Here is an 18,549-nt window from a genome sequence, read left to right as displayed (position 1 = left end):
ACACTCTGACGGTCATTGCATCCCACGCACATCATGGCCGTCGATCCGCAAATCCTGCAGTTCTACCAGCGTGTTGCCGAGCAATTCGGCGCACTGCCCCCACCTGAAGATGCCTGCGCACAGCGCGCGCGCTTCGAGGCGATTGCCGCGCTGTCCGCCCGGCCCGATCCGGAAGGCATCGAGGTGTCCGACCTGAGCCTGCCGCTGGCGGGCCGCACGCTCGATGCCATCGTGTTCCGCCCGCAGGGTGTAGCCACGCCGCGCCTGCTGGTGTGGTTCCACGGTGGCGGCTGGGTCGTGGGCGCGCCGCGCACGACGCATCGCATGCTTGCTGCGCTGATCGCGCTGGACACAGGCTGCGCGGTGGTCAGCGTCGATTACCGCCTCGCCCCCGAGCATCCGTTTCCCGCCCCCGCCGACGATGCACGCGATGCGCTGGCCTATCTGGCCGAGCAACGCGCCGAACTCGACTTCGACCCGGACTTTCTCGCGGTCGGCGGTGACAGTGCCGGGGGCCATCTTGCCGTCCAGGCCACGCAGGCCGTGCATGCAACGGTCCGGCCCGGCCTCGTCAACGCGCAGTTCCTGCTGTATCCGGTCACCACGCCGGCGTTCGGCAGCGAGAGCTACAACGCGTTCGCGCAGGGCCCCGGCCTCACGCGCGACGAAATGCGTTGGTACTGGGAGAAGTTCATCGGCGCTGACGCACTCGCCAGGCCGCTTGCGGAGCAGGACGCACGCGTCTTCCTGATGGCGCAGCCGCCGAAGCACACGCCGCCCGACACGGTCGTCATCGTGGCCGCGCACGATGTGCTGCGCGACGATGGCCTGCGCTACGCCGATTACCTCGTGCAGCACGGCGCCCAGGTCATCACCATCGAGGCGTCGGGCATGACGCACGGCTTTGCGCGCATCCAGTTCGAGGCCGAGCGCGCACGCGAATGGATGCGCCGCGCGGCGCACGCCTTCGTCGGGATGATCAGCGGGGAGTAACGCGCGTCAGCGCGGCGGTGTGCGGCGCGGGCGGAAGGCGGCCATCACGCGGCGCGCGACGAACAGCGCGAGATAGTCGTGCACGCGCGCATCGGCGGCCAAGATGCGCATGGTTTCGATGTACTGGGCGCGCACGAGGTCGGCCGGCGCGCCGGTGTCGTGGGCGATCTGGTCGATCTGCTCGTCCTGATCTGCGATGGCGGTACCCATGTCTGCTTCCCGTTGTTGCTCTGGCAGTGACGCGCGGGGCGACTTTGCGCGGCGAGTGACCACTATAGGAAACTCGCTGAAACAATCTACCCCTGTTGCAAAGCTTTCGACGGGCGTCTGCCCAGCATCAAAACGGCGCGGTTGCCGGGGCAAAAACTGCGCCGGCATTATCCATCTGCTGCTTATTTGCCCCAGCTTGCCGGCATGCTCTGCAGGCCGATAGTCGTGCCCGACGCATCCGTCACGCGCGCCAGTTCACGGTACGCAATCGCCTGCACGCGCTCGGGCAGCGGCACGAATTTGGCACGCGCAGCCAGTTCGTCGCCGTGGAAGTAGCCCCACGTCAGAAACTTCAGCGCGGCCAGCGTGCGCGGGCCGGACTGGCTCACGGCCGGCACGACGATGAAGGTGCCCATGGTGATGGGCCACGTCTCTGCGCCCGGCAGGTTGACCAGCGGCGCGGTGAAATCGCCCTTGCGGTTCCATGCGCTCTGCACCACGGCTTCGCGGAAGCCGCCGACCTGCGCGCTGACGAACCGGCCCGCGAAGTTGCGCAGCTGCACGGCGTTCAGATCGTTGTCGAGGACATAGTTGTAGTCGACATAACCGATGGCGCCGGAGGTGGTCTGCACGGCCTTGACCACATCGCCGCTGCCCTTGGCGGCAGTGAAACCCGCGGGCCAGTTGACGGTCGACTGGGTGCCGTAGGCGCGCTTCCAGTCAGGGCTGACGGCGCCCAGGTAATCGGTGAAGTGATACGTCGTGCCCGAGCCATCGGCCCGCACCACCGGTCGGATCTTCAGCTTGGGCAGCGTCATGCCGGGGTTCAGCGCCCGCAGTTCGGGCGCGTCCCAGCTCTCGACCTTGCCGAGGAAGATCTGCGCCAGCAGTTCGCCCGTCAGCTTGAGCTGCCCGCGCGGTACGCCCGGCACGTTCACGAACGGCACCGCGCCCGTCACCACCGACGGCACGCAGACGAGCCCCGCCTTGGCCGCATCGGCGGCGGAGAGCGGCACGTCCGATGCACCAAAATCCACCGAACCGGCACGAATGCGCTTCAGGCCTTCTCCTGACCCCACGGCGTCATAGTTGAGCGCCACCCCCGACGACGCGGCATACCCGGCCGACCAGACGCGATAGACCGGCGCAGCGGCCGTCGACCCCGCGCCGCGCACTTCCGCGCGGGCGAGAACGGGCAAGCCCGCAGCGGCAACCGCCAGGGCGAGAACAACGTGCTTGAACATGGGAAAACCTGCGGACGGCAGAAGACGCAAAGCCGCGATTGTAGCGACGTGTGACGCGCAACGCCGGATGGGCGCGCCTTACGACATGCGGAGCTGTTGTAAGACGTTCCGCAAACGTTGGGCGGAGTCGGGTGGGGGATCGGCGACGTTGCTAGCCCGCCGACCCCGCATGCCCACGTGTCAGGCGACGGCGCTGGCGGCGTCGGCCTTGACCAACCCTTCCGCCTTCAACGCTGCTTGCACCTGCGGCCGTGCGCTCACGCGGGCCATGTACGCCTGCACGTTCGGGTACGCCGTCATCGGCAGCGCCAGGAAGTTGGACCAGTTCAGCACCGTGAAGGCATAGGCGTCGGCCACGCTGTAGGTGTCGGCCAGGTACGGCTGCTTGGCGAGGCGCGCGTCGAGTTCGGCAAAGCGCTTGGCGAGCTTGTCCTTGGCGCCCTGGCGCGTGGCTTCGGGCGTGTCCTTGTACCAGAGCGGGCCGAAGCCCTTGTGCAGCTCGGTGCTGACGAAGGTCAGCCACTCGATCACGGCCAGGCGCTGCGCGCTGCCGGGCTTGCCGATCAGGGCATGCGCCGGGTCGAGGTCGGCCACGTACTGCAGCAGCGCGGCGGCTTCGGTGTGGCGCGAGCCGTCCGACAGCTCCAGCAGCGGCACGTAGCCGCGCGGCGAGATCGAATAGAAATCCGTGCCGTCGGCGGTGAGGTGCTTGGTGAGGTCAACGGCGGTCAGGTCAAACTGCGCGCCCACTTCACGCAGGGCGATGTGCACGGCCAGCGAGCAGGCGCCGGCGGAGTAGTAGAGCTTCATGATCGTTGTGTCCAGACAGGTTGGGAATGCCGCAGACGGCGTTGCGCCGCGGTGGCGGTATCAACACTGTAGGATTGCGCGTATGCCAATGAAATAGGCGAGATAGAAAACCATGCTTGCAAAAACGCAATACAGCCTGAGCGCAGCCGACCTGGAGATCGTGCTTGCGATGGTGCGCACCGGCACGCTGGCGGCTGCGGGTGAGCGGCTGGGCGTGGATGCGTCCACGGTGTTCCGGTCTTTGCAGCGCATCGAGCGCGGGCTGGGGCAATCGCTGTTTGCGCGTTCACGCACGGGGTATCTGGCGGGGGAGCTGGCGCACTTGCTGGCAGAGCAGGCCGAGCAGGTGGAGTCGGCACTGGAAGCCGCGCGCTCGGCGGTGCATGCGGCGCCGGACCAGGTGTCGGGCACGGTGCGCATCACCACCACGGACACCATCCTCGTCGGCCTGGTCGCGCCCGCGTTGAAGGTGCTGCAGGCCCAGCACCCGAACCTGAACTACGACCTGCGCGTAGGCAACGAGCTGGCCAGCCTGACCCGGCGCGATGCCGACATTGCCGTGCGGGCCACGCGCCGCCCGCCGCAGCATCTGGTGGGCAAGCATATCGGCTCGATCCGTGTAGGGCTCTATGCCGGGCGCACCAGCGGTGTCACCTACGCAGACGTGGAAGCCGGCCGCCCGCCGTGGATCGCCATCGACGACGCGATTCCGGAGCACCCGTCCGTCAGCTGGCGCAAGCGGCATTTCCCGAAGGTCATGCCCACGTACTTCGTCAACAGCCTGCAGATTGCGGCCGAGATGGTGGGCATGGGGATGGGCGTCGGTATCCTGCCGATCGTGATGGCGCAGGCGCGCGGCGATCTGGTGACGCTGCGGGATCTGGCGGATGCCAACCAGTCAGAGCTGTGGCTGCTGACGCATCCGGAATCGCGCCACCTGCGGCGCATTGCGGTGGTGTATGGGCATCTGGCGCAGACGCTGCGCCTGCCGTGAAGCAGGAGCGGGACGGGCCCCTGCGTTCTGCTCCGTGGCTTACTTGATGAAGAGGATGGTTTCCACTTCGTCGTTGTTCAGCAGGAAGGTCGTCGTCGTGACGTCGTCAAAGTAGTACGTGTAGGTGGTCCTGTTGGCGAATGTTCCCGTTTTGACCGGATTGCCGAGGGCCTTGGTGAGCGTAACGACGTCGTCGCCGACATGGACGCCGCCTACGCTGCCCTTGAAGGGCGCATCCACGCGATAGGTCGTCACGCGGTCCTTCTCGAAGAACACCCAGATACCCTTGGTCTTCAGGCGCAGCTGCTTCTTCTTGGGCAACGCCGGGTTGGGCTGATCCATCGGCTCGGGATCGAGCGTGGTGCCCAGCGCGCGCTTGACGTCGTCGACGGAGTCACCGAGCTTGACGGGCAGATCTGTCACGGTAGGGGCGGCGAATGCGGTGCCGTGACAGGCAAGCAGCAGCGTAGCCATCGCGGCGGCAAGGCGCCACGAACGTGGGAAGGCGATCGGCATGGTCGTGGAAAGCGTGAGGATGGACGGATCGAGGCTAGCAGAAACCTTTCGCGCTGCCTCGTATGCGGAAGGAGGGGGTGTCACGAAGACACAACGGCTTCCGCGCCCGGTCCGGACGGCTCGGGTGGCGCGAACGCGCTGGCCGTTGCGGCACGCCGGCGTAATTCCTCCGTGGTCTCGCCGTTGCCGTCGGGCCGCCAGCCTGGCGGGCGAAGCAGGTAGCCGACCACGTCGCGGGCCGAGCGGGCCGTCTTCAGGTCTTGCCACAGCGCACGCCAGTGCGCGAACTCGATCGTCAGCAGGTTGTACGTGCGCATCGGATGCACGAGGCCGTAGCGGCAGGGCACATCGCGGCGTTCGGGGATGTACGTGCCGAACAGTCGGTCGAACACGATCAGCACGCCGCCGTAGTTGCCGTCGAGGTATTCGAGGTTGGAGGCGTGGTGCACGCGATGCGCCGACGGCGTGTTGAGCACCCATTCCAGCGGGCCGAGGCGCGGGATCCAGGTGGCGTGAATCCAGAACTGGTACAGCAGGTTCAGCGACAGCAGCATCAGCACGATGCGCGGCGGCATGCCCAGCAGCGGCGCCAGCGCGAAGAACGCCAGCGTGCCGGTCAGCCGGCCCGTCCAGCCGAAGCGGTAGGCGGCCGAGAGGTTCAGGTCATTCGGCGAATGGTGGATGGCGTGCGTGCACCAGAACCAGCGCACGCGGTGCGCGGCCCGGTGGTACCAGTAGTAGCAGAACTCCTGGCCGAGAAAGCAGGCGGCCCAGCCGGTCCAGTGGTCCATCGGCAGGGTCCAGAGGCGGTGCTGGTAGACCCAGTCCAGGCCGTTCACCCAGAAGGCCACCGGCAGCAGCCAGCGCAGTGGGTACTCGCGTACCAGGAAATCCACCACCGACACGCCGGCGGCCTTCCAGTCGTAGCTGCCCCATCCGTTGCGTAGCGAGAGCACGATCGCTTCGGCCAGAGACGACACCAGCACGACCACGACGGCAATCTTCAGGATGGTGAACAGCACGGCCATGGCACGCGGCTCCGGCGAATGATGCCAGCGACGGTACTGCAAACGGTATTGAGGCGGCAATCGGGGCAGACGCCGAGATGTCTTACACCGTGTTCGGCGTGCCGCTGCGGGAGGACGGGCACTGCCGCCTCAAGTTCGGGCGGGCGCTGCCGTAGCTGGTTGGGTGGCCCCCGACAGCCGGCAGTCGGTTCTGGAGGGCGCTACGGCACGCACCGTACGCAGTCAGATTCACGCAGGACGTTCCACCTAGAAGAATCATGATCTCCTCCCTCCGCACCCGCATTCTCCTCATCTCGTCGGCCACCGTGATCGGTGCACTGGCGCTGTCTGGCGCCGCCACGTATTCCATTGTGCGCACCAACACGATGGAAACCATCGACCAGAACCTCGCCGCCATCGCCAGCGGCAACACGCTGGCCATCGACAAATGGGTCGCGGCCAAGGCGCAGGCCGTCAAGGCCACCGCCGGCGTGATCGAGCAGGGCGACCCGCAAGGCTTCGGCAAGCAGATGGGCAACGCCAACGGCTTCCCCATCATCACGATCGGCTGGGCCGACAAGTCGTTCATCTCCACCAGCAGCACCACGCCCAAGGACTACGACCCGACGTCGCGCCCCTGGTACAAGCAGGCGATTGCCGCGGGCCAGCTGCTCGTCACCAAGCCTTATGGCGACGTGTCGACCGGTGTGCCGTACGTGTCGTTTGCCGCGCCGCTCATGAAGGGTGGCGAGGCCACGGGCGCGTTGTCGGGCGCCGTGCCGCTCGATGGCGTGCGCGAAGTGGTGGCGGCGGTCCACCCGACGCCGTCGAGCCTCGCCTTCGTGGTCGCCAAGGACGGCCAGGTGATCGCCCACCCCGACGCAAAACTGATGCTCAAGCCGGCGACCGACATGGCGGCATCGCTCAACGCCGACGCACTCGCCAACCTGGCCAAGGCCGCCGCGCCGCTGGAAGTGGAGCTGGGCGGCGCCGCCAAGCTGCTCAAGGCGCAGGCCGTGCAGGGCACCGACTGGTATCTCGTGATTGCGCTGGACAAGGCCGAGGCCACCGCCGGTTTGCGCAACGTCGTCAAGGCGCTGGGCGTCGCCATGGTGCTGCTGACGCTGGCCGCCGTGGGCATCGCTGCGTTCTTCACCTCGCAGTCGTTCCGCCGCCTCTCGCAGGTGCGCGATGCAATGGACACCATCGGCGCCGGCGGCGGCGATCTCACCCACCGCCTGCCCGTGGTCGGCAACGACGAGGTCGCGCAGATCAGCGCGTCGTTCAACACCTTCATCGACAAGATCGGCGAGGTGCTGCTGGAAGTGCGCGCCGGCGTCGACAACATGAAGTCGGCTACCGGCGAGATCGAGATGGGCAACCGTGACTTGTCCAACCGCACGGAAGCCTCGGCCAGCAACCTGCAGGAAACCTCCGCCGCGCTCACCGAGCTGACCACCAGCGTGAAGAACTCCGCCGATGCGGCCGTGCAAGCCACGCGCCTGGCCAGCGATGCCAGCGATGCGGCAACGCGCGGCGGCGAGGTCGTCTCCAGCGCGGTCAGCACGATGGACGAGATCGCCAGGTCGTCGGCACGCATCACCGAGATCATCGGCGTGATCGACAGCATCGCGTTCCAGACCAACATCCTCGCGCTGAATGCCGCGGTGGAAGCTGCCCGTGCCGGCGACAACGGCCGCGGCTTTGCCGTGGTGGCCGGCGAGGTGCGCACGCTCGCCCAGCGCAGCGCCACCGCCGCGCGCGAGATCAAGGACCTGATCCAGTCATCGGAGGCCAGCGTGAAGACCGGCGCCCAGCGTGTGCAGGCCGCCGGCGCGACAATGCAGGAGATCGTGCAGGGTATCGAACGCGTCGCCCGCATCATCGGCGAGATCGACGGCGCGATGCACGAGCAGAGCGCCGGCATCAGCCAGATCGATCGCAGCGTCGCCGAGATGGATCAGGCCACGCAGCAGAACGCCGCGCTGGTGGAGCAGTCGACCGCCGCCTCGTCGATGCTCAACGAGCAGGCGCATGGCCTGGCGCGCACGGTGGGGCTGTTCAAGCTGCGTGCGGGCTAAGCGGCGCGAAGTTACATCGCACGCCCGTTGAAATGCTTGACGGGCACGCTGTCCAGGTCGATGTCTTCCAGGCAGCGGATGTTGACCGCGATCATTGGCGCGCCGTCGGGCATCACGCCTTCGGCATACGGGTGGATGCCGCAGTTCGGGCAGAAGCGGTGGTTGATCACGTGCTTGTTGAAGATGTAGGTGCTGGCGTTGGCCTCGGGCGTGAGCAGCTTCACCTTGTCGCGGGGCACGAACCACAGCAGTGACCCCTTGCGCTGGCAGATCGAGCAGTTGCACGCCATGGCGCCCTCGGGATGGCCTTCGACTTCGAAGGCGACGCGTCCGCAGTGGCAGCTTCCCTTGTGTGTCATACCGGGCTCCTTCAGATGTGTTTGCAGTCGGATGGGCGTCGTCCACTATAGGTGAGCCGGTTGGCGGGCGCCGGGCGCTCGGGAATCGCCCTAGGTCTCGGTGCCCACGCGCCGATGCGACAATCGCCACGCATACGCCACACGGATCGCCGCGCCCTGACGGCGGCCGCGTCATGAGGAGGGCCCCATGCATCGCCATCGTCCTGTTGCTGTCGTACGCGCGGTTTGCGCCGCCGTTGCATTGACCGGTTGCGCCGGAGCGTTGGCACAGGCCTCCGCACCGGCGGCGGCCGCCGCTGCGCCGCCGCCGCTCACGCCGCAGATCGCCAACATGGGCGGCATGTCTGCGGAGGACATCGGCCCCGTCATCGCCGAGATGGGCACGCTGCGCACCAAGACCCTGGTCGCCACGGCCAACGGCACGGTGGGCATCCAGGTGGGCACCGTGGCCAAGCACACGCATACCTACTCGGACGAAATCCAGTACGTGATGTCGGGCACAGCCACCGTCTGGCTCGACAACGCACCGCGCGAGGTGCGGGCGGGGGACCTGATCGTCATTCCGCACGGCGTGGTGCATGGAACGTTGACCACCAGCACGGATTTCAAGTCGATGGCGATCAAGCTGCCGCCGCAGCGCGCGGGGGATACCCACAAGGTGCCGTGAGCTGTGCCGGGTATTGGTGTGGATCAGGGCGGGATCAAAACACCATCCCTTACAATGGCGCCCTCCTGAAGAGACCATCGCCATGTCCGCACCGCTCGCCAACGACACCTTCCTGCGCGCCCTGCGCCGCCAGCCCACCGAGTACACGCCGCTGTGGCTGATGCGCCAGGCTGGCCGCTACCTGCCTGAGTACAACGCCACGCGCGCCCGTGCGGGCAGTTTCCTCGGGCTGGCCAAGTCCCCGGCGTACGCGACGGAAGTGACACTGCAGCCGCTGGACCGTTACCCGCTCGACGCGGCGATCCTCTTCTCCGACATCCTGACCGTGCCCGATGCCATGGGCTTGGGCCTGTCGTTCGCGCAGGGCGAGGGCCCGCGCTTTGCCAAGCCCGTGCGCTCGGAAGCCGACGTGGCGGCGCTGTCGGTGCCGGACATGTCCCAACTGCAATACGTGTTCGACGCGGTAGCCGAAATCCGCCGCGCGCTGGTGCAGGACAGCCGCCAGCGCGTGCCGCTCATCGGCTTCTCGGGCAGCCCCTGGACGCTGGCCTGCTACATGGTCGAAGGCGGCGGCTCGGACGACTTCCGCACCGTCAAGTCGATGCTCTATGCGCGCCCGGACCTGATGCACCGCATCCTGGAGATCAACGCGCAGGCCGTGATCGACTACCTGAACGCGCAGATCGATGCCGGTGCCCAGGCCGTGCAGGTGTTCGACACCTGGGGCGGCGCGCTGGCCGACGGCATCTATCACGAGTTCTCGCTGGCCTACATGCAGCGCGTGGTGGAAGGCATCCGCCCGGGCGCCGATGGCCAGCGCGTGCCGGTCATCCTGTTCACCAAGGGCGGCGGCCTGTGGCTCGAAGCCATGGCCGAAACCGGCGCCGATGCGCTGGGCGTGGACTGGACGGTCAACCTGCAGCTCGCTCGCCAGCGCACCGGCGGCCGCGTCGCCTTGCAAGGCAACCTGGACCCGACCGTGCTGTTTGCCGAGCCGGAGGCGATTCGCGCACAGGCGCGCCGCGTGCTGGAAGACTACGCCGCTAGCGGCGACAGCGACGGCCACGTCTTCAACCTGGGCCACGGCATTTCGCAGTTCACCCCGCCCGAAGCGGTGACGGTGCTGGTGGACGAAGTGCACGCCTTCAGCCGTGCGCTGCGGGCAAAGGCCGCGTAACAGTTTCATGCTGCAGTGCGATAGCGTTTGAATTGAGCCACCACGGTGCGTGAAGCCAAGGGCACGGGTGGAATCCTCGCCGCTTTGGTGCGCACAGGGTGAGTGACTACTTGCGTGCCGGTGGCCCAAACTGGCCCGGGCAGGGTGTCAAGCGATTTATTTCGCACCTTTTTGTGCGCACCCTGCCTGTCAAGACTTGACTTATGCACAAAGCTGTCGCGGCTTGTTTTTTTCGCGGCGCAGCAGAAAGGCCTGTGCGCATTCAACGCATAAGTGTTTGATTTTTTTGAAAGAAAGCCGCGTGCGCGGAAATCGTGCAAGCTAGAAAAACGCTGGACATATCGGCCTTCGCAGACGTAGCGGCCGACTTTTCAACAAAGTTATCCACAGGTTGTGTGGACAGGCCGGAAAACTGATCCCGCATCAGGGCGCCAAGGCACAAACCTCAAGTAATACTTGAACATCGCGCCCGCCACGGCAAAGGCTGTGGAGGCAAGGTGAGATGGGCAGGACGCTTTTACCGGGTGCAGGATTCGCCGCCGCATCGCAACAATCCCTTTGCAATTCAACCGTTTGCGCTTCGCATGACCACCACCCACGTCGACGCCGCGTTTCCTGATGCCCGGGCGTCGGCCGCCATTGCGCGGGTGGTGATCGATACGCCGCTCGATGCGGTGTTCGACTACCGTTGCGCGCAGCCGGTGTTGCCCGGGCAACTGGTGGTGGTGCCGTTCGGCAACCGGCGCGTCGTGGCACTGGTGATCGACACCGCCGCTACGACCGAGGTGCCGCAAGGCAAGCTGCGCGACGTCGAACGCGTGCTCGATTGGGTCCCGCCACTCGACGCTGAATGGCGCGCCCTGGCCGAATTTGCCGCTGGTTACTACCACCGGGCGCTGGGCGAAGTGACGTTGCCGGCGCTGCCACCGCTATGGCGCACGCCTGGCAGTTGGGACAACCTCGCGCGCCAGGCCACCGAAACCGTCTACGTGATGTTTGAGCCGGCGCGGGTGGCGTTGCTGGACAGCGTCCCGAAGCGCGCCACGGGCGCCATGCGCCTGGCCGAAGCGCTGACCGGCGACGGTGAACTGTCCACCAGCGCCGCCGTCGCCCTGCACGGGCAGGCCGTGGCCAAGCTGCGTGACTGGGCGGCGGTGGGTTGGCTGCGCGCCGAACTGCGGCCGAAGGCGCTACTGCCGCAACCGCTGGAATTGCCCGAACCGTCTGTCGCACCCGCCCTGAATACCGAGCAGGCCGCCGCCGTGGCCGCGATTGCGCAGGGTGGAGCGAGCGGGGCCTTCAGCCCGTTCCTGCTCTACGGCGTGACCGGCAGCGGCAAGACCGAGGTCTACCTGCACGCCATCGCCGACGCCCTGGCGCGCGACTCCGCCGCGCAGGTGCTGATGCTGGTGCCCGAGATCAACCTCACGCCGCAGCTGGAGGCGCGCATTGCGGCGCGTTTTCCCGGCGTACCCATGGCTGCGCTGCACAGCGGCCTGGCGGAGCAGCCGCGCGCGCTGAACTGGCTCGCCGCCCATCGCGGCGAGGCGCGCATCGTGCTCGGTACGCGGCTGGCGATGCTGGCGTCGCTGCCGAACCTGGCGCTCATCCTCGTCGACGAAGAGCACGACACGTCCTACAAGCAGCAGGAAGGCTTGCGCTACTCCGCGCGCGACCTGGCGCTGTGGCGCGCCAAGCAGCGCAACATCCCCGTCGTGCTGGGTTCGGCCACGCCGTCACTGGAAACCTGGTGGCGTGCCGAGCAGGGCGCCACCGTGCGCCTGACGCTCTCGCAGCGCGCGCAGGCCGAGGCGGTGTTGCCGCGCGTGTCGCTCATCGACCTGAACCTGGAGCGCCGCGCGGGGCGGGAGATCCGCGATGGATTGTCCAAGCCGCTGGTCGACGCGATTGCCGACCGCCTCGCACGCGGCGAGCAGAGCCTGCTGTTCCTCAACCGCCGCGGCTATGCGCCGGTGCTGTCGTGCGACTCTTGCGGTTGGCTGTCGGGCTGCCCGCGCTGCTCTGCGTACCTGGTGCTGCACAAGCCGGAGCGGCGCCTGCGCTGCCACCATTGCGGGTACGAATCGCGCATTCCGCATCACTGCCCCGACTGCGGCAACGTCGATATCGCCCCGCTGGGGCGCGGCACACAGCGTATCGAAGAGACGCTCGGTGCACTGTTTCCCCAGGCGCGCGTGGCGCGCATCGACGCCGATTCCACCCGCCGCAAGGGCAGCGCCGAAGCGCTGTTCGACACCGTGCACGAGGGCAGCGTCGACATCCTGATCGGCACGCAGATGGTCGCCAAGGGGCATGACTTCCAGCGCGTGACGCTGGTGGGCGTGGTAGGGCCGGATCCTTCGCTGTTCTCCCATGACTTCCGGGCCGGTGAACATCTGTTTGCCTCGCTGATGCAGGTGGCGGGGCGCGCCGGCCGTGCCGGGCTGGCGGGCGAAGTGCTGATCCAGACGCGCTATCCGGATGCGCCGGCGCTGCAGGCGCTGGTTCGGCACGACTACGGCGGGTTCGCGCGGCAACTGCTGCGCGAGCGCAAGCAGGCCGGGCTGCCGCCGTTTGCCTATCAGGCGTTGCTCACTGCCGAGCACAAGGAGGTGGCGCGCGCGCTGGCGTTCCTCGGCGAGGCCCGCGCGGCCGGAGAATCCCTCGCCGCAGAACTGGGCGCGACGGTTTTCCTGCATGACCCGGTGCCGATGACGATGGTGCGGCTGGCCAACCGCGAACGCGCGCAATTGCTGGTGGAGAGCGCGTCCCGGGGCGCCCTGCAAAAGCTGCTGACGGCCTGGACTGAGGGTTTTGCCGAGATCGGCAAGACCGTCAAAGGCGTGCGGTGGCAACTGGAGATTGATCCGCTGCGGATCTAGGGCCTTGTGGGGTGCATCCCCGCCCCGGCGAGGGGAAAGGCCCCCCGGTTGTCGCCCCAAAACCATGTGCGGTTGCACCAAAATTAGCCCATTAGAAGCAAGGGGTTCTACTAGGTTGCACCTTCTGTTCGCGCGGGCGTATTATCCGCTCCGTTTGCCGGCCACAAGCTTTGGCACTGGCAGCTCTGGTAAAGGAACCCACATGGCTACAACCACCCTCGGGGTCAAGCTGGACGACGCTTCGCGTGAACGCCTCAAGCGCGTTGCACAGTCCATTGACCGCACGCCGCACTGGCTGATCAAGCAGGCGATCTTCACGTATCTGGATCAAGTGGAGCGGGGGCAGCTGCCAACTGAAACAAACGGCACGGCGGCGGATGGCCTCCCGTCCGCTGCCGCCGCCGTCTCGGATGTGCACGAGGGTGACGAACCTGCGGTGCAACCGTTCCTCGAATTCGCGCAGAGCGTGCAACCGCAGTCGGTGCTGCGCGCTGCCATCACGGCCGCGTATCGCCGGCCGGAAACCGAAGCCATTCCGATGCTGCTGGAGCAGGCCCGCTTGCCGGGTGCGCTCGCTTCGGACGCCAAGCAACTTGCTCACAACCTCGCCGGCAAGCTGCGTGCGCAAAAGGCCGGCACGGGCCGTGAAGGCCTCGTCCAAGGCCTCATCCAAGAATTCTCCCTGTCGAGCCAGGAAGGCGTGGCGCTGATGTGCCTGGCCGAAGCGCTGCTGCGCATCCCCGACAAAGCCACGCGCGACGCGCTCATCCGCGACAAGATCAGCAACGGCAACTGGCACTCGCACCTGGGCCAGAGCCCGTCGCTGTTCGTCAACGCCGCCACCTGGGGGCTGCTGCTCACGGGCAAGCTGGTCGCCACGCACAACGAAGCGGGGCTCTCCAAGGCGCTCACGCGCATCATCGGCAAGAGCGGCGAGCCGCTGATCCGCAAGGGCGTGGACATGGCGATGCGCCTGATGGGCGAGCAGTTCGTCACCGGCGAAACCATTTCCGAAGCGCTGGCCAACGCGCGCAAGTTCGAGGCCGAAGGCTTCCGCTACTCCTACGACATGCTCGGCGAGGCCGCCATGACGGAGGAAGACGCGCAGCGCTATCTCGCGTCGTACGAGCAGGCCATCCGCGCGATCGGGCAGGCCTCGGGCGGTCGGGGCATCTACGAAGGGCCGGGCATTTCGATCAAGCTGTCGGCGCTGCACCCGCGTTATAGCCGTGCGCAATACGACCGCACGATCAACGAGCTGTACCCGCGCGTGAAGAGCCTGGCGATGCTGGCCCGCGAGTACGACATCGGCATCAACATCGATGCGGAAGAGGCTGACCGCCTGGAGCTGTCGCTCGATCTGCTGGAGCGCCTGTGCTTTGCGCCCGAGCTGGCTGGCTGGAACGGCATCGGCTTCGTGGTGCAGGGCTATCAGAAGCGCTGCCCGTTCGTGCTCGACTTCATCATCGACCTGGCCCGCCGCAGCAAGCACCGCCTGATGATCCGCCTGGTGAAGGGCGCCTACTGGGACAGCGAGGTCAAGCGCGCCCAGGTCGAGGGCCTGGAGGGTTACCCGGTCTACACGCGCAAGGTCTACACGGATGTGTCGTACCTGGCGTGCGCGCGCAAGCTGCTGGCGGCGCCGGATGCGATCTTCCCGCAGTTCGCCACGCACAACGCGCACACGCTGGCCGCGATCTACCAGATGGCTGGCCAGAACTACTACCCCGGCCAGTACGAATTCCAGTGCCTGCACGGCATGGGCGAGCCGCTGTACGAGCAGGTCGTCGGCAACAAGCCGGGCAAGCTGAACCGCCCGTGCCGCATCTACGCGCCGGTCGGCACGCACGAAACACTGCTGGCCTACCTCGTGCGCCGTCTGCTCGAAAACGGCGCCAACACCTCGTTCGTGAACCGCATTGCGGACGAGGCGATTCCGCTGGACGACCTCGTCGCCGATCCGGTGGCCGTGGTGGAGAAGATGCACGCCGAGGAAGGCACGCTCGGCCTGCCGCATCCGAAGATTCCGCTGCCACGCCACCTGTATGGCGATGTCCGTGCCAACTCGGCCGGTATCGACCTGGCGAATGAGCAGCGCCTGGCGTCGCTATCGTCCGCGCTGCTGGCCAGCACGAGCACCGTGTGGAATGCCGCGCCGACCATCGGCGATGCACCGTACGTCGGTGGCACGCCGCAACCTGTGCGCAATCCGTCGGACCTGCGCGATGTGGTGGGCCACGTGACGGAAGCCACCGAAGCGGATGTCGATGCCGCGCTCGCTGCCGCGACGGCCGCCGCCCCGATCTGGCAAGCCACGCCGCCCGAAGCGCGTGCCGCGCTGCTCGATCGCGCCGCCGATCTGATGGAAGGCGAGATGCAGCACCTGATGGGGCTGATCATCCGCGAGGCGGGCAAGACGCTGTCCAACGCCATCGCCGAAGTGCGTGAAGCCGTGGACTTCCTGCGCTACTACGCGGCACAGGTGCGCGGCGGGTTCTCCAACGACACGCACCGCCCGCTGGGCCCGGTGGTCTGCATCAGCCCGTGGAACTTCCCGCTGGCAATCTTCACCGGTCAGGTGAGCGCCGCGCTGGCCGCCGGCAACCCGGTACTGGCCAAGCCCGCCGAGCAGACCCCGCTGATCGCCGCCCAAGCCGTGCGCATCCTGCGCGAAGCCGGCGTACCTGCCGGTGCCGTGCAACTGCTGCCGGGCCGCGGCGAGACCGTTGGTGCCGCACTGGTGAAAGACACGCGCACCAAGGGTGTGATGTTCACGGGCTCCACCGAAGTCGCGCGCATTTTGCAGCGCACGCTGGCCGGCCGCCTGGATGCCAACGGCGCGCCGATCCCCCTGATTGCCGAAACCGGCGGCCAGAACGCGATGATCGTGGACTCGTCCGCGCTGGCCGAGCAGGTGGTGGCGGATGTGCTGTCGTCCGCGTTCGATTCAGCGGGCCAGCGTTGTTCCGCACTGCGCGTGCTGTGCCTGCAGGACGATGTGGCCGACCGCGTGCTCGCGATGCTCAAGGGCGGCATGGCCGAACTGGCGATGGGCAATCCGGACCGCCTTGCCACGGATGTCGGCCCGGTGATCGACGCCGAAGCGCGCGACAACATCGTCGGCCATATCGAAGCCATGCGTGCCAAGGGCCGCCGCGTGCATCAGGCACCCGTGCCCGATGCGTGCGCACACGGCACCTTCGTGCCGCCGACGGTGATCGAACTCGACAGCCTGTCGGACCTCACGCGCGAAATCTTCGGCCCGGTGCTGCACGTGGTGCGCTGGAAGCGCTCCGGTGACAACGCGGGCCTCACCAAGCTGATCGAGCAGATCAACGGCACGGGCTACGGCCTGACGCTGGGCATCCACACGCGCATTGACGAGACCATCGCACACGTGGTGGACCGCGCGCATGTCGGCAACCTGTATGTGAACCGCAATATCGTCGGCGCCGTGGTGGGGGTGCAGCCGTTCGGCGGCGAAGGCCTGTCGGGCACCGGCCCGAAGGCAGGCGGCCCGCTGTATCTGCTGCGCCTGCTGTCGACGTGCCCGCAGGACGGCATGCGCACCGCGCTGCAGCTGACCGCAGGCACGGGTACGGACGTCGATACCGATGCGCGCCGTGCGCTGCTGGCGCCGTTCGATGCGCTGGCCGATTGGGCGCGCAAGCAGTCGCCTGAACTGGCTGCGTTGTGCGACCGCCTGGCCGCTGCATCGGCCACCGGTGCCACGGCCACGCTGCCGGGCCCGACCGGCGAGCGCAATACCTATACGCTGCTGCCGCGCGAAGCGGTGCTGTGCGTGGCGGCTGATCCGGCCGACTGGCTGCGCCAATTGGCAGCGGTTCTGGCGGTCGGCAGTACGGCTGTCGTGCAGGAAAACCCTGCCATCGAAGCGGTACTGCGTGGCCTGCCGGCGGCAGTACAATCGCGCGTCCGCGTGGTCGGGTCGACCGACGAAGCGGTGTTTGATGCGGTGCTGCACCACGGCGATTCGGACCATCTGCGCGCCATCTGCGAAGGGTTGGCACGGCGTGCCGGCCCGATCGTGGGCGTACAGGGCCTGCCGCACGGCGGGGAAGGGCTGGCGCTGGAGCGCCTGCTGATCGAGCGATCGCTGTCGGTCAACACGGCTGCAGCGGGTGGCAACGCCAGCCTGATGACCATCGGCTGACGGGGAGCACGAGCAGGATTCGCGGTTTCACCCACACGACGGGTGCGGGTGGAATGCGAAGCGGGAGGAGGGCGACGGTGATCCCGTCGCGCTATTGATCCAAATTGCGTTTGAACTAGGAGACGCACAAATGAAATTGAAGCAACTGTGTCTGGCGGCCGCACTGTGCGCGCTGGGGAGTGCAGCATCGGCCCAGGAAGTCATCAAGCTCGGTTACGCCGGCCCGATGACCGGTCCTCAAGCCCAGTACGGCAAGGACATGCAGAACGGCCTGACGCTGGCGGTGGAAGAGTTCAACGCCACCAAGCCGAAGATCGCCGGCAAGGACGTCAAGTTCCAGCTGGTGTCGGAAGACGACCAGGCTGACCCGAAGACGGGCACCACCGTCGCACAGAAGCTGGTGGACAACGGCATCAAGGGCATGCTGGGCCACTTCAACTCGGGCACCACCATCCCGGCCTCGCGCATCTACAACAACGCCGGCATCGCAGAAATCGCCATGGCGACGGCGCCTGAGTACACCAAGCAAGGCTACAAGACGACGTTCCGCATGATGACCTCCGACACCCAGCAGGGCTCGGTGGTCGGCACGTACGCCGTCAAGAAGCTGGGCTACAAGAACATCGCCATCATCGATGACCGCACGGCCTACGGCCAGGGTCTGGCGGACGAGTTCGAGAAGGCCGCCAAGGCTGCCGGCGCCACCATCGTGCGTCGCGAGTTCACCAACGACAAGGCCTCCGACTTCAAGTCGATCCTTACGCAGATCAAGGCCAAGAAGCCGGACGCCGTTTTCTACGGCGGCGCGGAAGGCCAATCGGCCCCGCTGGTCAAGCAGATGCGCGAACTGGGCATGAAGTCGACGCTGATGTCGGGCGAAATGTCCAAGACCGACGACTTCATCAAGCTGGCAGGCGCACAGGCGGCTGAAGGCGTGGTGTGCTCGCTGGCCGGCCTGCCGCTGGAGCAGATGCCGGGCGGCGCGGGCTACAAGGCCCGTTATGAGAAGCGTTTTGGCACGCCGGTGCAGACGTACTCGCCGTACGCCTACGACGGCGCCATGGCGCTGATGCAAGCCATGGTGAAGGCCGGTTCCTCGGACCCGGGCAAGTACCTGCCGATCCTGGCCGCCACCAACATGCAAGGCGTGACCGCCAAGCATTACGCCTACGACGACAAAGGCGACCTGAAGGATGGCGGTATCACCGTCTACAAGGTTACCGGCGGCAAGTGGGCACCGCTGGAGAGCGTGGGCGGCAAGTAAGCCGAACGTCTCTCAGCCGTTGGTTGGAGAAAAAACCGCCCCGAAGGGCGGTTTTTTCTTTGGCCGCGACTTGTCGCCAACACACGCGAATGCCGCAATTAACGATAATTTTCGCCCATCTCCGTTTAAACATCGTGTAACGCAGTCTTATTGCGTGTCAGTGCTTGGCTG

14 protein-coding genes are annotated in these 18,549 nt (G+C 66.8%); 8 read left to right on the top strand and 6 right to left on the bottom strand.

The window, feature by feature from the left end; translation table 11 throughout:
• Positions 1 to 33 precede the first annotated feature (33 nt).
• Positions 34 to 993 (top strand): alpha/beta hydrolase, encoded by a 960-nt coding sequence (locus NG900_RS21645; protein ID WP_252683575.1) that lies wholly within the window; start codon positions 34 to 36, stop codon positions 991 to 993.
• Between the two features lie 6 nt (positions 994 to 999).
• On the opposite strand, the gene NG900_RS21640 is transcribed toward NG900_RS21645, so the two are convergent.
• From NG900_RS21640 to gstA, 3 genes are all read right to left on the bottom strand, one after another.
• On the bottom strand, positions 1,000 to 1,203 hold the full coding sequence (locus NG900_RS21640; protein WP_252683573.1) for a DUF3562 domain-containing protein: 204 nt from the start codon (positions 1,201 to 1,203) through the stop codon (positions 1,000 to 1,002).
• Between the two features lie 182 nt (positions 1,204 to 1,385).
• Complete coding sequence (gene pstS, locus NG900_RS21635; protein ID WP_252683571.1) at positions 1,386 to 2,447, bottom strand: phosphate ABC transporter substrate-binding protein PstS; 1,062 nt, start codon at positions 2,445 to 2,447, stop codon at positions 1,386 to 1,388.
• Between the two features lie 180 nt (positions 2,448 to 2,627).
• Positions 2,628 to 3,257, bottom strand: a complete 630-nt coding sequence (gene gstA, locus NG900_RS21630) for a glutathione transferase GstA (RefSeq protein ID WP_252683569.1) — start codon at positions 3,255 to 3,257, stop codon at positions 2,628 to 2,630.
• A gap of 112 nt (positions 3,258 to 3,369) precedes the next feature.
• Here gstA and NG900_RS21625 point away from each other — a divergent pair, with 112 nt between their 5' ends.
• Complete coding sequence (locus NG900_RS21625) at positions 3,370 to 4,251, top strand: LysR family transcriptional regulator (protein ID WP_252683567.1); 882 nt, start codon at positions 3,370 to 3,372, stop codon at positions 4,249 to 4,251.
• A gap of 39 nt (positions 4,252 to 4,290) precedes the next feature.
• On the opposite strand, the gene NG900_RS21620 is transcribed toward NG900_RS21625, so the two are convergent.
• Together NG900_RS21620 and NG900_RS21615 are read right to left on the bottom strand one after the other, a co-directional pair.
• Positions 4,291 to 4,767, bottom strand: coding sequence for a hypothetical protein (locus NG900_RS21620; protein ID WP_252683565.1), 477 nt, complete (start codon positions 4,765 to 4,767; stop codon positions 4,291 to 4,293).
• Positions 4,768 to 4,847: 80 nt separating this feature from the next.
• Positions 4,848 to 5,795 (bottom strand): sterol desaturase family protein, encoded by a 948-nt coding sequence (locus NG900_RS21615; RefSeq protein WP_252683563.1) that lies wholly within the window; start codon positions 5,793 to 5,795, stop codon positions 4,848 to 4,850.
• Positions 5,796 to 6,052: 257 nt separating this feature from the next.
• Here NG900_RS21615 and NG900_RS21610 point away from each other — a divergent pair, with 257 nt between their 5' ends.
• Positions 6,053 to 7,855, top strand: coding sequence for a methyl-accepting chemotaxis protein (locus NG900_RS21610; RefSeq protein WP_252683561.1), 1,803 nt, complete (start codon positions 6,053 to 6,055; stop codon positions 7,853 to 7,855).
• An 11-nt stretch (positions 7,856 to 7,866) separates the two neighbouring features.
• Here NG900_RS21610 and NG900_RS21605 read toward each other — a convergent pair whose 3' ends face one another.
• Positions 7,867 to 8,214 carry a GFA family protein gene (locus NG900_RS21605; RefSeq protein WP_252683558.1) on the bottom strand — a complete coding sequence of 116 codons (348 nt, stop codon included), beginning with the start codon at positions 8,212 to 8,214 and terminating at the stop codon, positions 7,867 to 7,869.
• Positions 8,215 to 8,401: 187 nt separating this feature from the next.
• On the opposite strand from NG900_RS21605, the gene NG900_RS21600 reads away from it, so the two are divergent.
• From NG900_RS21600 to NG900_RS21580, 5 genes are all read left to right on the top strand, one after another.
• The gene (locus tag NG900_RS21600; protein WP_252683555.1) at positions 8,402 to 8,881 is read left to right on the top strand and encodes a cupin domain-containing protein; all 480 of its coding nucleotides are present in this window, start codon (positions 8,402 to 8,404) and stop codon (positions 8,879 to 8,881) included.
• An 82-nt stretch (positions 8,882 to 8,963) separates the two neighbouring features.
• The gene (gene hemE, locus NG900_RS21595; RefSeq protein ID WP_252683553.1) at positions 8,964 to 10,058 is read left to right on the top strand and encodes a uroporphyrinogen decarboxylase; all 1,095 of its coding nucleotides are present in this window, start codon (positions 8,964 to 8,966) and stop codon (positions 10,056 to 10,058) included.
• Between the two features lie 584 nt (positions 10,059 to 10,642).
• Positions 10,643 to 12,940: a primosomal protein N' gene (locus NG900_RS21590; RefSeq protein WP_252683551.1), complete on the top strand. Its 2,298-nt coding sequence runs from the start codon at positions 10,643 to 10,645 to the stop codon at positions 12,938 to 12,940.
• A gap of 202 nt (positions 12,941 to 13,142) precedes the next feature.
• A complete protein-coding gene (putA, locus tag NG900_RS21585; protein ID WP_252683549.1) occupies positions 13,143 to 17,114 on the top strand; it encodes a trifunctional transcriptional regulator/proline dehydrogenase/L-glutamate gamma-semialdehyde dehydrogenase in 3,972 nt (1,323 codons plus the stop codon).
• Between the two features lie 130 nt (positions 17,115 to 17,244).
• Positions 17,245 to 18,378 carry a branched-chain amino acid ABC transporter substrate-binding protein gene (locus NG900_RS21580; protein ID WP_252683547.1) on the top strand — a complete coding sequence of 378 codons (1,134 nt, stop codon included), beginning with the start codon at positions 17,245 to 17,247 and terminating at the stop codon, positions 18,376 to 18,378.
• The last annotated feature ends 171 nt before the right edge of the window (positions 18,379 to 18,549 follow it).

The sequence above is a fragment of the Ralstonia soli genome (genome assembly GCF_023955655.1).
Lineage (GTDB): Bacteria > Pseudomonadota > Gammaproteobacteria > Burkholderiales > Burkholderiaceae > Ralstonia > Ralstonia soli.
The sequence above is the reverse complement of the archived record's forward strand: the minus strand, read 5'-3'. Positions and strand labels throughout refer to the sequence as shown.